The 13857-nt window shown below is 61.5% G+C and carries 13 protein-coding genes; 9 read left to right on the top strand and 4 right to left on the bottom strand.

Features of this window, described 5'->3' with window-relative positions; genetic code table 11:
• Nucleotides 1-24: 24 nt before the first annotated feature.
• The 4 genes from PVV54_RS04610 to groL all read left to right on the top strand — a co-directional run bounded on the left by PVV54_RS04610 (nucleotide 25) and on the right by groL (nucleotide 3483).
• Nucleotides 25-756, top strand: coding sequence for a HugZ family pyridoxamine 5'-phosphate oxidase (locus tag PVV54_RS04610; protein ID WP_274908805.1), 732 nt, complete (start codon nucleotides 25-27; stop codon nucleotides 754-756).
• Nucleotides 757-821: 65 nt separating this feature from the next.
• Complete coding sequence (locus tag PVV54_RS04615; protein ID WP_274908806.1) at nucleotides 822-1283, top strand: FxsA family protein; 462 nt, start codon at nucleotides 822-824, stop codon at nucleotides 1281-1283.
• A 214-nt stretch (nucleotides 1284-1497) separates the two neighbouring features.
• Nucleotides 1498-1791, top strand: coding sequence for a co-chaperone GroES (locus PVV54_RS04620; protein WP_009395550.1), 294 nt, complete (start codon nucleotides 1498-1500; stop codon nucleotides 1789-1791).
• A 48-nt stretch (nucleotides 1792-1839) separates the two neighbouring features.
• A complete protein-coding gene (groL, locus tag PVV54_RS04625) occupies nucleotides 1840-3483 on the top strand; it encodes a chaperonin GroEL (RefSeq protein WP_274908807.1) in 1644 nt (547 codons plus the stop codon).
• 177 nt (nucleotides 3484-3660) lie between these two features.
• On the opposite strand, the gene PVV54_RS04630 is transcribed toward groL, so the two are convergent.
• Nucleotides 3661-4389 carry a phosphatase PAP2 family protein gene (locus PVV54_RS04630; protein WP_274908808.1) on the bottom strand — a complete coding sequence of 243 codons (729 nt, stop codon included), beginning with the start codon at nucleotides 4387-4389 and terminating at the stop codon, nucleotides 3661-3663.
• Between the two features lie 180 nt (nucleotides 4390-4569).
• Here PVV54_RS04630 and colR point away from each other — a divergent pair, with 180 nt between their 5' ends.
• The 5 genes from colR (at nucleotide 4570) to PVV54_RS04655 (ending at nucleotide 8276) form a co-directional block, all read left to right on the top strand.
• Nucleotides 4570-5253 carry a two-component system response regulator ColR gene (gene colR, locus PVV54_RS04635; RefSeq protein WP_003255215.1) on the top strand — a complete coding sequence of 228 codons (684 nt, stop codon included), beginning with the start codon at nucleotides 4570-4572 and terminating at the stop codon, nucleotides 5251-5253.
• Nucleotides 5243-6553, top strand: a complete 1311-nt coding sequence (locus PVV54_RS04640) for a sensor histidine kinase (protein ID WP_274908809.1) — start codon at nucleotides 5243-5245, stop codon at nucleotides 6551-6553. Before colR ends, PVV54_RS04640 begins: the two co-directional genes overlap by 11 nt.
• A gap of 107 nt (nucleotides 6554-6660) precedes the next feature.
• Nucleotides 6661-7341, top strand: coding sequence for a class I SAM-dependent methyltransferase (locus PVV54_RS04645; RefSeq protein ID WP_274908810.1), 681 nt, complete (start codon nucleotides 6661-6663; stop codon nucleotides 7339-7341).
• 6 nt (nucleotides 7342-7347) lie between these two features.
• Nucleotides 7348-8049 (top strand): lipopolysaccharide kinase InaA family protein, encoded by a 702-nt coding sequence (locus PVV54_RS04650; RefSeq protein ID WP_274908811.1) that lies wholly within the window; start codon nucleotides 7348-7350, stop codon nucleotides 8047-8049.
• Entirely contained in the window at nucleotides 8046-8276 is a 231-nt protein-coding gene (locus PVV54_RS04655; RefSeq protein WP_274908812.1) for a hypothetical protein, read from the top strand. The genes PVV54_RS04650 and PVV54_RS04655 overlap by 4 nt, the downstream gene beginning before the upstream one ends.
• 99 nt (nucleotides 8277-8375) lie before the next feature.
• Here the strand turns inward: PVV54_RS04655 and PVV54_RS04660 are convergent, their stop codons facing one another.
• The 3 genes from PVV54_RS04660 to PVV54_RS04670 all read right to left on the bottom strand — a co-directional run bounded on the left by PVV54_RS04660 (nucleotide 8376) and on the right by PVV54_RS04670 (nucleotide 13855).
• Nucleotides 8376-11420 (bottom strand): multidrug efflux RND transporter permease subunit, encoded by a 3045-nt coding sequence (locus PVV54_RS04660; protein ID WP_274908813.1) that lies wholly within the window; start codon nucleotides 11418-11420, stop codon nucleotides 8376-8378.
• A gap of 13 nt (nucleotides 11421-11433) precedes the next feature.
• Nucleotides 11434-12558: an efflux RND transporter periplasmic adaptor subunit gene (locus tag PVV54_RS04665; RefSeq protein ID WP_274908814.1), complete on the bottom strand. Its 1125-nt coding sequence runs from the start codon at nucleotides 12556-12558 to the stop codon at nucleotides 11434-11436.
• A gap of 199 nt (nucleotides 12559-12757) precedes the next feature.
• Nucleotides 12758-13855, bottom strand: a complete 1098-nt coding sequence (locus PVV54_RS04670; RefSeq protein WP_274908815.1) for a DUF1513 domain-containing protein — start codon at nucleotides 13853-13855, stop codon at nucleotides 12758-12760.
• Between the last annotated feature and the right edge of the window lie 2 nt (nucleotides 13856-13857).

The raw sequence follows: 13857 nt of genomic DNA on the forward strand, positions 1-13857 counted from the left end.
CCGATACTGCCTGGAGCATTTTCCGTGAGTACCACCGCCATCCGCCCCGCCCGCGAACTGCTGCTCAAGGAATACCGCGGCGTCCTCTCGACCCACTCCAAGTCCATGCCCGGTTTCCCGTTCGGCTCTGTCGTACCTTACTGCCTGGACGCCGAAGGCAACCCGCTGATCCTCATCAGCCGCATCGCCCAGCATACCCACAACCTGCAAAAAGACCCCAAGTGCTCCCTGCTGGTGGGCGAGCGCGAAGCAGAGGACGTGCAGGCCGTCGGGCGCCTTACCGTGATGGCCGAGGCCCACAAGCTGACCGATGAAGTTGCCATCGAGGCCGCCGCCGAGCGCTATTACCGTTACTTCCCCGATGCCGCCAACTACCACAAGGCCCACGATTTTGACTTCTGGGTCGTCAAGCCTGTGCGCCATCGCTACATCGGCGGCTTTGGTGCCATTCACTGGCTCGACCATGTGACCTTGGCCAACCCGTTCGCGGGCAAGGCCGAGGCCAGCATGATCGAACACATGAACAGCGACCATGCCAACGCCATTGCCCATTACGTGGAGCTGAGCGATTTGCCCCGCAGTGCGCCTGCCGAGATGGTCGGCATCGACAGCGAAGGCATGCACCTGCGCATCGGCCAGGGCATCTATTGGTTGCCGTTCCCAAGCATTTGCAATACGCCGACACAAGTCCGCGAAGCCTTGGTTTTGCTGGCCCGCGCCGACCAATGGCCAGCTGCGACTGTAGTCGAGGCTTGAAAAGCCGGGGGCACGCATCCATCTGTGGTTCTTACAGGAAGTTTCTCTTCCGATGAGGATGCTAGATGCGTGCTTTTCTACTGTTGTTCCTGCTCTTTCCGGTGCTGGAGCTGTTCGTCTTCGTCAAGGTCAGCGGCGCCATCGGTTTCTTCCCGGCCCTGCTGCTGATCATTGCCGGCTCCGCCCTGGGCGTGCTGGTGATGCGCGTGGCCGGCCTGGCTACCGCACTGCGTGCCCGTGAAAGCCTCCAGCGCGGCGAACTGCCTGCCGAGGACATGTTCCAGGGCCTGTTGCTGGCCGTCGGTGGTGGCCTGTTGATCATCCCGGGCTTCATCAGTGACGTGCTGGGCCTGATCTTCCTGCTGCCTTTCACCCGCCACTTCGCCGCGCGCAAGATGCGCCAGCGCGCCGAGGCCCAGGCCATGCGCCAGCGCGCGTTCCAGGATGACCCGTTCCAGGCGCAGCCGCGTGACAGTGGCCAGCGCCCGAATGTGATCGAGGGCGAGTACGAGCGCCGCGACAAATAAGCCCTTGGCAAACGGATCAAAATTTTTATTGCCCACACCTTGTAATTGATTATGGCGGCCTCATGTATGTGGTCACCGCAAGGTTTCTGGTGGCAACACCAGTCATGACACAGGTGGTTCGCCCATTGCGGGCCACCCCCGGCACCGCCGGACCGCATTAACCCGCCGGTGTCGACACCGGCCGATGAAAACCACAATTTGGGAGAGATCGACAATGAAGCTTCGTCCTCTGCATGACCGCGTCGTCATCCGTCGCAGCGAAGAAGAATCGAAAACCGCTGGCGGTATCGTCCTGCCGGGTTCGGCCGCTGAAAAACCAAACCGCGGCGAAGTCGTTGCCGTCGGCACCGGTCGCATCCTGGACAACGGCGAAGTACGCGCGCTGGCCGTGAAAGTGGGTGACAAAGTGGTTTTCGGCCCTTACTCGGGCAGCAACACCGTGAAAGTTGATGGTGAAGACCTGCTGGTAATGAGCGAGAACGAAATCCTCGCCGTTGTTGAAGGCTGATTTCCCCGACTTCCCGTTACTCCAAAGAATTCCAAGGATTAAACGATCATGGCTGCTAAAGACGTAAAATTCGGCGACTCCGCCCGTAAGAAAATGCTGGTTGGTGTCAACGTTCTGGCTGACGCGGTAAAAGCGACCCTGGGCCCGAAAGGCCGTAACGTGGTCCTGGCCAAGAGCTTCGGCGCTCCGACCATCACCAAGGACGGCGTTTCCGTTGCCAAAGAGATCGAGCTGAAAGACGCCTTCGAAAACATGGGCGCCCAGCTGGTCAAGGAAGTTGCTTCCAAGGCCAACGACGCTGCCGGTGACGGCACCACCACCGCTACCGTTCTGGCTCAAGCCATCGTCAACGAAGGCCTGAAGGCCGTCGCTGCCGGCATGAACCCGATGGACCTGAAGCGCGGCATCGACAAGGCCACCGCTGCCGTCGTCGCCGAGCTGAAAAACCTGTCCAAGCCATGCGCCGACTCCAAGGCCATCGCCCAGGTAGGCACCATCTCCGCCAACTCCGACAACTCCATCGGTGAAATCATCGCCGAAGCCATGGAAAAAGTCGGCAAAGAAGGCGTCATTACCGTTGAAGAAGGCTCGGGCCTGGAAAACGAACTGTCCGTCGTAGAAGGCATGCAGTTCGACCGCGGCTACCTGTCGCCGTACTTCGTCAACAAGCCGGACACCATGGTTGCCGAGCTGGAAGGCCCGCTGCTGCTGCTGGTTGACAAGAAAATCTCCAACATCCGTGAGCTGCTGCCAGTTCTGGAAGCCGTTGCCAAAGCCGGCCGTCCGCTGCTGATCGTTGCTGAAGACGTCGAAGGCGAAGCCCTGGCTACCCTGGTCGTCAACAACATGCGCGGCATCGTCAAGGTTGCAGCGGTCAAGGCCCCAGGCTTCGGCGACCGTCGCAAGGCCATGCTGCAGGACATCGCTGTCCTGACCGGCGGCCAGGTCATCTCCGAAGAAATCGGCCTGTCCCTGGAATCCGCTACCCTGGAGCACCTGGGTAACGCCAAGCGCGTCATCCTGTCCAAGGAAAACACCACCATCATCGACGGTGCTGGCGTTGACGCCGACATCGAAGGCCGCGTGAAGCAAATCCGCGCCCAGATCGAAGAAACCTCTTCGGACTACGACCGTGAGAAGCTGCAAGAGCGTCTGGCCAAACTGGCTGGCGGTGTTGCCGTGATCAAGGTCGGTGCTGGCACCGAAGTTGAAATGAAAGAGAAGAAAGCCCGCGTTGAAGACGCCCTGCACGCTACCCGTGCTGCCGTCGAAGAAGGCGTGGTGCCTGGCGGTGGTGTTGCCCTGGTTCGCGCTCTGGCTGCCATTATCGACCTGAAAGGCGACAACGAAGACCAGAACGTCGGTATCGCCCTGCTGCGTCGCGCTGTTGAAGCCCCGCTGCGTCAGATCACTGCCAACGCCGGCGACGAGCCAAGCGTTGTTGCTGACAAGGTCAAGCAAGGTTCGGGCAACTACGGCTACAACGCTGCTACCGGCGAATACGGCGACATGATCGAGATGGGCATCCTGGACCCAGCCAAGGTCACCCGTTCGGCGCTGCAAGCTGCTGCTTCGATTGGCGGTCTGATGATCACCACCGAAGCCATGGTTGCTGACGCTCCGAGCGAAGCTCCAGCTGGTGGTGGCATGCCAGACATGGGCGGCATGGGTGGCATGGGCGGCATGATGTAAGCCAGCCTCACCCCCTGCACCATGAAAGGGCCCCGGTTCGTGAGAACCGGGGCTCTTTTTTGTTTTGGGTATTTGGGGCCGCTTTGCGGCCCTTCGCGGCTGAAGCCGCTCCTACAGGTTTTCGCGATTCGTGTAGGAGCGGCTTCAGCCGCGATGGGCCGCAAAGCGGCCCGTGTTTCAAACAGCACCGCGCTCGGCAACTGGCACCTCAGCCACCCCCCGCCGATACAGCACTAGGTAATACGACCCCAACCCGATCAACCAACAGAACACCGCCGTCCACAGGTTGTGCGACAGGAAGTGCGCTCCCTGCATCATCCTACCCACCGACAGCACTGACCCGGCCACAAGGGCCACAGCCAATGCCACCCGGGCCAGCCGCGGGCGCCGGTCACGCAACATGAAGAACAACCCGAACAGGCAGAAGCCCGTTGCCGCATGCCCACCCGGCCAGCACAGGCCCGGCTTGTCAGTGGCAGGGCGCGGTTCCAGCAGCTTGCTGTAGGTTTCGGTACCGCCAAATTGGGTCAGGCTCCACGGGCACTGCACTTGCGTCACCTTTTTCAGCGGTGTGACAAACGCGGTGGATACCCCCAGTGCCAGCACCAGGCAACCCAGTTCACGACGCCAGCCAAAAAGGCGTTTCCAGAAGAAGCTTGTGGCAAATGCAGCCAGCGACAGTAACCCCAGCAGAATCACGCCTTGCTTGACCCGGTCATGCAGGATGTTTTCCAGCAGGTAGCTGTGGCGCCCGATGAACTGCCCGGCTGCGGGGTCAAAAAACAGGTTGGCGATGTCCATGTCGACCGAGGTCAGTTCGAGCAGTATCAAGGCCAGCGCAGTGGCCAGTGGAATGCCCAGGTACAGCCAGATGTTGATCGGGCGAGGGCGTATGGGTGGGTGCATGGCGGCTCCAGGGCGCGAAAAAGACCGGCCATTGTCCGGCGCCCGCTATCCTGACTCCGTGAAGGATGAGTGAAAAAACCGTCAAGTTCGGTGAATTTTCCAGAGGGCTGGCACAGGCCGGGCGATGGCCTTAAGCTGCGCCTGCCGCGCACTCTGCGAAGCGCCGCACAGGAGAACCCGATGCGCATTCTTTTGGTTGAAGACAACCGCGATATCCTTGCCAACCTGGCTGACTACCTGGGCATGAAGGGCTACACCGTCGACTGTGCCCAGGATGGCCTGTCTGGCCTGCACCTTGCCGCCACCGAGCACTACGACCTGATCGTGCTCGACATCATGCTGCCCGGCATCGATGGCTACACCCTGTGCAAACGCCTGCGCGAAGACGCCCGTCGTGACACGCCGGTGATCATGCTCACCGCTCGCGACCAGCTCGACGACCGCCTGCAAGGTTTCCGCTCCGGGGCAGATGACTACTTGCTCAAGCCGTTCGCCTTGTCCGAACTGGCTGCGCGCATCGAAGCAGTGCTGCGCCGCGCCCAGGGTGGCGGGCGCCGCACCCTGCAGGTGGCCGACCTGAGCTACGACCTGGATACGCTTGAGGTTACTCGCCAAGGCCGCCTGCTCAAGCTCAACCCGGTAGGTCTGAAGTTGTTGGCCGTATTGATGCAAAAGAGCCCGCACGTGCTGCGCCGCGAAGTGCTGGAAGAAGCCCTGTGGGGGGACGATTGCCCGGACAGCGACAGCCTGCGCAGCCATGTGCACCAGTTGCGCCAAGTGATCGACAAACCCTTCGAAAAACCGCTGCTGCATACCGTCCATGGCGTCGGCTATCGCCTCGCCGAGGGCCGAGATGGAGTTTAAGCAAAGCCTCGCTCAGCGCATCATCATTGCATTTGCGCTGATGAGCGCGTTGGTGGCCGGGGCCTTCGCATTTGGCATCGTCGCCACGGTTCACCTGGTGGAGGAGCGCCTGATTTCGTCGGTGCTCGGTGGCGATTTGCAGCGCCTGTTGCGCATGGACAGCGTCAGTGACTGGAGCCATCGCCCTCGGCCAGACCAATTGTTCTACTTCAGCGGCGGGCGTGACGACTTCGAACTGCCCAAGGACTTGCGCCACCTCGACAAAGGCTTCCATGAAGTCTTCCGGGACCAGCTTTCCTACCATGCCATGGTCGAAATCGTTGATGGCAGGCGTTACGTGCTGCTGCAGGACCAGAGCGATTTCGAAGAGCGCGAGCGCGTGCTGTTCGCCGTCGTGGTGGTGGGTTTCGTACTCAGCCTGGTGCTGGCTGCGGTGTTGGGCTGGCTGTTGGCACGACGGGTGATGGCACCGGTGATCCGCCTGGCACGCCAGGTGCGCCACCGCGACCAGCTGCTAGGCCTGGCGCCGCCGTTGGCCCCGGATTACGCGGCGGACGAAGTTGGCCAGTTGGCGGTGGCATTTGACGATACGCTGGGCCGGCTGCGTGATGCACTGACGCGCGAGCGGTTGTTTACCAGTGATGTAAGCCACGAGTTGCGCACGCCGTTGATGGTGCTGGCCACATCGTGCGAATTGCTGATGGAAAACCCGAACCTGGACACCCGTTCGCGCAACCAGGTAGAACGCATCGCCCGTGCGACCGAGGAAATGCGCGAACTGGTCAAGACTTTCCTGATGCTTGCCCGGGCGCAACGTGACCAAGGGGCTGTGGCGGCCCAGGCAACCTTACGTGAAGTGGCCGATGACCTGATCGGCGTGTGGCGTGACACTATCGAGCAAAAGGGTTTGACGTTGTATTTCGATGGCCGGGTCAGTGCCAGCCGCGTGCTGTACAACGCCACGTTTCTGCAATCGGTGATGGGCAACCTGCTGCGCAACGCCGCGCACTACACCGACAGCGGTTACATTCGCCTGAGCCTGGAGCCCAATGGTTTCAGCGTCGAGGACAGCGGCGTGGGCATCCCTGAAGAGCAACGAGAAGCAATGTTCCAACCCTTTGTGCGAGGGGATGAGCGACGTGGTGAAGGGCTGGGCTTGGGCCTGTCGCTGGTGCAGCGGATTTGCGATGACCAGGGCTGGCGCGTGACGCTGACGGCAACCTCACCCCATGGTTGCCGCTTCCAGGTGGACCTGAGCCAGGGTGCCGAGCGCATGGACCCATCACTGATTACGGAGTAACGTTGTGTAACAAAACGTCAGGTGTCTGACATTTTTTTCACATCGGCATAACCAAGCGCCAACGCTCTGCTCCCTAAGGTGAGCGCACTGGAGTCTGGAGATGCCCAATGCGTAGCCCCATCAAACTCGAATTTTCCGAGAAGTACGATCAGCAACATGCTCAGGAGTACTTCCTCAAGCACCAGGATGGTCTGGCCCGTCGCCTGTCGCACAAGCGCGACGAGCAACTGGCGCGCCGCGCCCTGGCAATGGCCGGTGAGCCTGGCCTGGTGCTTGATTTGCCTTGCGGGGCTGGTCGCTTCTGGCCACTGCTGGCGGAAAAACCGAACCGTGTGATCATTGGCGCTGACAACTCCGAGGCGATGATTGCGACAGCGTGTGCATCACAACCGCCAGAAGTGGTAGCTCGGGTACGGCCTTTGCAAACTTCTGCCTTTGCGATCGATTTGCCGGACAACGCGGTGGACAGCATTTTCTGCATGCGGTTGTTCCATCACATTGGCGAAGCCGCCCATCGCAAGACAATTCTTCAAGAATTTCAACGAGTTAGCCGAGACAGTGTAATCCTGTCACTGTGGGTGGACGGCAACTTCAAGGCTTGGCGGCGCAAAAAGCTCGAGCAGCGGCGCAGCGCCAAAGCGGAGCAGGACAATTATCAGAACCGCTTTGTGTTACCGGCAGAGACAGTGGAAGAAGAATTCAAGGCCGCTGGCTTCAGGATCCAGGAACGTCTCGACTTCCTGCCGCTCTATGCCATGTGGCGGGTCTATGTATTGCGTAAGGGGTAGTGTTTGATGGCTGTAGCTCAGAGCGGCGATTCACGCTTCGATTTCTATTGGCGCCAGCAGGGTGAGTGGGTCGAGGAACCCAACCAGCGGCGCGGCGGTGAGAGTGGTGTGCAGCGCCTGAGCGATGGCAATGGCAAATTGCTGTATTCCAAGCGCCAGATTGGGCATATCTACCGCAGCTTGCTGCACCCGTTCGGCAGGCCGACGGTGCTGCGTGAACTCGACGCGCTGCACAGCTTCGAGCAACTGGGTGTGCGCGTTCCGCGTATTGTGTTTGCGGGCGCCGAGCGCGATGCCGATCATCAATGGCGTGCGCTGCTGGTCAGCGAGGCGCTGGACGGTTTCGTCGAACTCGACACCTGGCACGCCGAAGGTGCCCGTGAGCGCTACCCGCAGGTGGTACACGAGCGGATGTTCAAGGACCTGGCCGACAACCTGGCGCGCATGCACCTGGGCCACTGGCAGCATGGTTGCCTGTACGGCAAGCATGTATTCATCAAGGTAATCGGTGAAGGCGAGCAGGCGCGCGTCGAAGTGGCGCTGTTGGACCTCGAAAAATGCCGACGCCGCATCAGTTGCCAGCGTGCAGCTGCCAATGACCTGCGCCAACTGCGGCGCCATTCGTCGTTCAATGACGCGGAATGGCAATCGCTGCTCTATTTTTACCAGATGGCGTTTGGCAGCGCTGTCAAAGGGTTAGGGCAATGAAACTAGAAATCGCTCGAGCTTTGTTTCTGGTAGCTGGCTTGGCAGTGACCACGGTGGCCGTTGCCGCCTGGGAAGAGCCGGGGCCGGTGGTATTCAGCAAGTCCGAGCAGGCAGAGCAATGCGCGCTGCCGCGTGAAGTGAAGCAACAGCAGGCTCAGGCCAAGCCGGATCAGGACATCTTGCTGTTCCTGTTCGGCCTGCGCCAGGGTTTGAGGCCTGTTGGTTGAGCTGAGGGCCTCTTCGCGGGTAAACCCGCTCCCACAGGGATGCAATAACTCTGTGGGAGCGGGTTCATCGCAGCGGCGAACCGCCGCGAAAGGGCCGGGTCAGGCAACCGCAGGTTCCCTGGCTGTCGATTTGTGGGCCAGCAACGTATAAATGCAAGGCAACACGAACAACGTAAACAACGTCCCGATCGACATCCCCGTCGCAATCACCGTCCCGATATCAAACCGGCTCACCGCCCCGGCGCCGGTCGCCAGGATCAACGGCACCATCCCGAAAACCATTGCCGCCGTGGTCATCAGCACCGGCCGCAAGCGAATGGCGGCGGCTTCCTCGATGGCCTCCCGCACCTCCAGCCCCTTTTCCTCGCGTAACTGGTTGGCGAATTCGACGATCAGGATCCCGTGCTTGCTGATCAGCCCGATCAGCGTCACCAGCCCCACCTGGGTGTAGATGTTCATGCTCGATATCCCCAGGAACAGCGGAATCAAAGCCCCGCAAATCGACAACGGCACCGTCACCAGAATCACCAGCGGGTCGCGGAAGCTCTCGAATTGCGCTGCCAGCACCAGGAAGATAATGGCCAGTGCCAGCCCGAACGTGACCCACAGCGCACTGCCTTCCTGCACGTACTGCCGCGCTATGCCTGCGTAGTCGAATGAAAAGCCCTCTGGCGCTTCCTCGCGGGCGATGTCGCGCACGGTCTGCAAGGCCTCGCCGATGCTCACCAGTGGCACGCCCTGGATGATCGCCGAGTTGAGCTGCTGGAACTGGTTCAGCTGGCGCGGGCGCGCCCGGTCGCTGAGGGTGATCAGCGTGGACAAGGGCAATAACTGGCCTTGGTCGTTCTTCACATAGTAATTGTTCAGCCAGCCGGCGTTGTCCCGGTAGGGCCGTTCCACTTGGGCGATCACCTTGTAACTGCGGCCTTCCAGGGTGAAGCGGTTGATCTCTGCCTCGCCCAGCAAGGTGGCCAGGGTGCCGCCCAGCGCATCCATGGACACGCCCATCTGCGCCGCTTTTGCCCGGTCGATGTCGACCACCACCTCGGGCTTGTCAAAGGCCAGGTCGATGTCGAGGAATGCGAACTTGCCGGAGGCCTGGGCCCGCTCCTTGACCCGCTGGGCAACCTCCAGCAGTGCCGGGTAGTCGCCAGCGGTGTTGATCACGAACTGAAACGGCAGCCCTTCACCCGTGCCGGGCAGTGATGGCAGGTTGAAGCCGAAAATCTGCAGGCCGCCGATTTCTTCAAGTTTGGCCTGCACCTCGGGCAGCAGCTCCATCTGGGTGCGTTCACGCTCGTTCCAGGGCTTGAGCAGGAAGCCGCCAATCCCGCTTTGCACGCCGTTGAAGCCATTGATCTGGAACGACGAGTAGTACTCGGGGAAAGTCTTGAACAGCGGCGTGAAGGCATCGGTGTAGGCGTTGAGGTAGTCCAGGTTGGCCGGTTGCGGCGAGCTGCTCATCATGAAAATCACGCCCTGGTCCTCGTTGGGGGCGAGTTCGTTCTGGGTGAACTTGAGCAATACCGGGATCAGGCACAGGATGATCACTGCGAACACCAGCACCACCGGGCGGCTGTTGAGTGTCGCGTGCAGCAGCCGCTGGTAACGCACCTTCAAACTCTCGAACAGCACATCCAGGCGGTGGGCCAAGCCCGTAGGGTTTTGCTCCTGACGCAGCAGCAGGGCGCACATCATGGGCGACAGGGTCAGGGCAACTACGCCTGAGATCACCACCGCACCGGCCAGCGTAAGGGCAAACTCCTTGAACAGCGCCCCGGTAAGGCCTGTGAGGAAGCCGATGGGGGCGTAAACCGCCGCCAGCGTGATGGTCATCGACACCACCGGCATGGCGATTTCCCGCGCGCCCTCCAACGCGGCATCAAACGGTGTCTTGCCTTCTTCCATGTGCCGGTGAATGTTCTCCACCACCACGATGGCATCGTCCACCACCAGGCCGATGGCCAGCACCATGGCCAGCAGGGTCAGCAGGTTCAGGGAGTACCCCATCATCTGCATGAAAAACAGCACGCCGATCATCGACAGGGGAATGGTCACTACCGGGATCAGCACCGAACGCAAGGCACCGAGGAACAGGAACACCACCACGATGACGATCAGCACGGCCTCGCCAAGGGTCTTGATTACCTCGTCGATGGACGCCTGGATGAAGAGTGTGGCGTCGTAGGCAATCGATACCTTGAGCGCGGATGGCAACTGGCTTTCCAGTTCCGGCATGATGCGCCGCACTTCTTTGATCACCTCCAGCGGGTTGGCCGCCGGGGTGGCTTTGATGCCGATATAGACCGACGGGATGCCGTCGAACGAGCTGACCGTGTCGTAGTTCTCCGCGCCCATTTCCACCCGCGCCACATCGCCCAGCAGCACGCGGCTGTCTCCGGTGGTCTTGACCGGCAGCGCCGCAAACGCTTCGGCCGACTTCAGTTCCGTGCTGGCGTTGATGCTGGTGACCACGTACTCGCCTTTCACCTCGCCAGCGGCGGCGAGGAAGTTGTAGCGGCGCACGGCATTGGTCACATCGGTGGCTGCCAGGCCAAAACCGGCAAGCTTTACCGGGTCGATCCAGATACGCATGGCGAACACCTGGTTGCCGAGGATTTCGGCCTCGGCCATGCCCGGCAGCGTAGCCAGCTTGGGCTGGATCACCCGTGACAGGTAATCGGTGATCTGCGGGTTGCTCATTTCCTTGCTGTAAAAGCTGATGTACATCAGTGCCGAGGCGTCGGCGGCCTCTTTGCTCAGCACCGGGTCTTCGGAGTCCTGGGGCAACTGGTTGCGCACCTCGTTGGCCTTGGCCAGCAATTCGGTGAACAGGCGATCGCTGTCGGCGCCGATACGCGCATAGATGGAAATGATCGAGAAGTTCTGCCGGCTTACCGAGGTCATGTAGTCGATGCCTTCGGCGCTGGCCAGGCTCTGCTGCAGCGGCTGGGTGATGTAGCCCTGGATGGTTTCGGCGTTGGCACCGGGATAGGCGGTGGTGACCGTGATCAGGGCGTTTTCCATTTGCGGGTACTGGCGGATCTGCAGCTTGCTCCAGGCCTGGAAGCCGAGCAAAAGAATCAGCAGGCTGACCACGGTGGCCAGCACCGGGCGGCGGATGAACGGGTCGGTGAACGCCATGTCTGCCTCCTGATCAGTCCGCACTCGGGGTGCTGGCGGTGGGCTTGATTACAGGGTCCTGGCCGATGCGGATGACTGCCCCCGGGCTCAGCTTGAGTTGCCCGGCGGTCACCACCTGCTCGCCCGCCTTGAGCCCTTTGAGTACCACCACAACACCATCGCGGCGTTCGCCGGTTTGCACGGTGCGCTGTTCGGCGGTGAGCTGGTTCTGGCCGTCCTTGTCCTGCTTGGGCGTGGCGACGTACACCGAATTGCCGTAGAGCGTGTAGGTAATGGCGCTTTCCGGTACTACCACCTGGGGCTGCGGGTCGGGCAGCAGGACCAGCAGGCTGGCGAACATGCCCGGCAGCAGCTTGCCGTCCGGGTTGGCCATGGTCGCGCGCACCAGCAGGTTGCGGGTGCTTTCCTCGACCTTGGGGTTGATGGCGCTGAGGCTGGCCGGGAAGGTCTGGCCGGGGTAGGCGGCTACCTGCACTTGCACCTGTTGGCCCAGGCTCAGATGCGGCAGGGCCTGTTCGGGTACGTTGAAGTCGACATAGAGGCTGGAGGTGTCCTGCAGGGTGGCGATCACCGTGCCTGCGGGCAGGTAACTGCCCACGTCCACCTGACGGATGCCGATGGTGCCGCTGAACGGGGCGCTGATGCTTTTTTTGGTTTTTGACGCCTTGAGCTGGTCGACCACGGCCTGGTTGCGGCGGTACTGGGCGGTGAGGCGGTCGTATTCGCCGCGGGAGATCGCCGAATCGCCGACCAGTTGACTGCCACGGCCGAAGTCCACTTTGGCCAGGCCCAGGTCGGCCTGGGCGGTGCCGAGCAGGGCGGTTTCCTGGTCGTCGTTGAGCTGCAGCAGCAGTTGCCCGGCTTTGACCTTCTGGCCAGAGTCGAAGTGCAGCGTCTTGACCGTACCTTCCACCTCCAGGCTCAGTTCCACGCCCTGCAGGGCCTTGAGGCTGCCGACGGCGGGCAGGCGCTGTTGCCACTGGCGTTGTTCGGCCAGGGCTGCTGCCACGGTAATGGGCGGCTTCGGGGCAGTGAACATCTGGATCTGCTGGTAGATCGAAAACGCTTTGTAGCCCCCCAGGGCCAACACGATCAGCAGAACCACCCCCAACATGATGAGCATGCGGCGGCGCAGCATAAGTCCGGTTCCTTGGATGCAGGGTTGTTATTCGTTATGACACGACAACGGGCGATCCTGCCCACGTGCGGTAGGGGGAGTATTGACTGTTTTCGACGAGTGGGGAAGGGAGGGATACCTGTGCCGGCTTATCGCGGATAAATCCGCTCCTACAGGAGGGTGAGAACCTGTAGGAGCGGATTTATCCGCGATCAGGCCCTCAAGCCAGGTGCAAGTGGTTATCCCAAAACCCGGAAGGCAGTTTCATCGGCTGCCCAACCAGCTCAGCCTTGGTGCAATCATAAAACCGGCACCGCCCCTGCCCGGACGTCACCACAAATCCATCCTTCACCGCCCCAACCCCGGCACAATCCGGCATCGGCGCATCAAGCTTCACCGCGCCGCTGTCCAGGTCCCACACAAACAGCCGGTTTGCCCGCGGCGCCGTCAACGCCACCAGCCGCAGCTCACTGTGAATGGCCACGCTGGCGGTGTACTGCGCCATCGATTGCAGCTGATGCTCCGGCACCGGGAAGGCCTTGAACGCCTCGCCCGGCCGCTTGATTGCCAGCAGTTCGGCGGTGGTGTCGGCATCGCCCATGAACTGTTGGCAGGCGGCGATGGTGCCGTCCTGGCCCACGGCCAGGTGGCGCACGCTGTTCATCTGCTGGGCAAGGGTTTCCTTGCTCAGCAGGGTGCCGTCACGCTGCATCAGCACCAGGCTCGGCTCCATGGCGTTAAGGTTCATCTCGACCCGGCTTTCGGCCTCGGTGCGAATGCCGCCGTTGGCCACGATCAGTGTTTCACCGTCCGGCAGCCAGGCCACTTCATGGGGGCCGATGCCGTGGGTCGGAATTTCCCCGGTGTGCACCAGCCGCTCACCCTCGAAGCGGTACACACCGAGCACGCCACGCCCCGGGTCGGTGGTGTCGTTTTCGGTGGCGTACAGCCACTCACCGCCTTTGTGGATCACCGCATGGCCATAGAAATGCCGGTTCGGTTGGGAGGTGATGGTTTGCAGCAGCCGCCCGTCGCGCAAATCGACCAGGTAACTTTCGGTACCTGGGCGGCGCGCGACGAACAGCGCGATGGGCAACTCGGGGTGGTTGATGATGGCATGGCAACGCTGGGCCACCTGGGTGCTGAACACCTGAGTGCCGTCCAGGCGGAACCCGACCGCATAATGCTTGCCGTCGCCATCGTCACGCGCCGACAGCAGCAAGGGCTCGCTGCCTTGTTTGCGGAACAGGCTCCAGCCGCCCAGGGTGAGGGCGCTGAGCAATACGCTACCGAGTTTGATGGCCTGGCGTCGCAGCATGA

This window comes from Pseudomonas sp. PSKL.D1 (genome assembly GCF_028898945.1).
In the GTDB taxonomy this organism is placed as follows: Bacteria; Pseudomonadota; Gammaproteobacteria; order Pseudomonadales; family Pseudomonadaceae; genus Aquipseudomonas.

What these genes read in the sequence shown, in the direction of transcription:
- PVV54_RS04655 (WP_274908812.1), top strand. Translation starts at nt 8,046, where the DNA reads ATGAAACTAGAAATCGCTCGAGCTTTGTTTCTGGTAGCTGGCTTGGCA.
- PVV54_RS04630 (WP_274908808.1), bottom strand. Translation starts at nt 4,389, where the DNA reads ATGCACCCACCCATACGCCCTCGCCCGATCAACATCTGGCTGTACCTG.
- PVV54_RS04640 (WP_274908809.1), top strand. Translation starts at nt 5,243, where the DNA reads ATGGAGTTTAAGCAAAGCCTCGCTCAGCGCATCATCATTGCATTTGCG.
- groL (WP_274908807.1), top strand. Translation starts at nt 1,840, where the DNA reads ATGGCTGCTAAAGACGTAAAATTCGGCGACTCCGCCCGTAAGAAAATG.
- PVV54_RS04615 (WP_274908806.1), top strand. Translation starts at nt 822, where the DNA reads ATGCGTGCTTTTCTACTGTTGTTCCTGCTCTTTCCGGTGCTGGAGCTG.
- colR (WP_003255215.1), top strand. Translation starts at nt 4,570, where the DNA reads ATGCGCATTCTTTTGGTTGAAGACAACCGCGATATCCTTGCCAACCTG.
- PVV54_RS04665 (WP_274908814.1), bottom strand. Translation starts at nt 12,558, where the DNA reads ATGCTGCGCCGCCGCATGCTCATCATGTTGGGGGTGGTTCTGCTGATC.
- PVV54_RS04660 (WP_274908813.1), bottom strand. Translation starts at nt 11,420, where the DNA reads ATGGCGTTCACCGACCCGTTCATCCGCCGCCCGGTGCTGGCCACCGTG.
- PVV54_RS04670 (WP_274908815.1), bottom strand. Translation starts at nt 13,855, where the DNA reads ATGCTGCGACGCCAGGCCATCAAACTCGGTAGCGTATTGCTCAGCGCC.
- PVV54_RS04620 (WP_009395550.1), top strand. Translation starts at nt 1,498, where the DNA reads ATGAAGCTTCGTCCTCTGCATGACCGCGTCGTCATCCGTCGCAGCGAA.
- PVV54_RS04645 (WP_274908810.1), top strand. Translation starts at nt 6,661, where the DNA reads ATGCGTAGCCCCATCAAACTCGAATTTTCCGAGAAGTACGATCAGCAA.
- PVV54_RS04650 (WP_274908811.1), top strand. Translation starts at nt 7,348, where the DNA reads ATGGCTGTAGCTCAGAGCGGCGATTCACGCTTCGATTTCTATTGGCGC.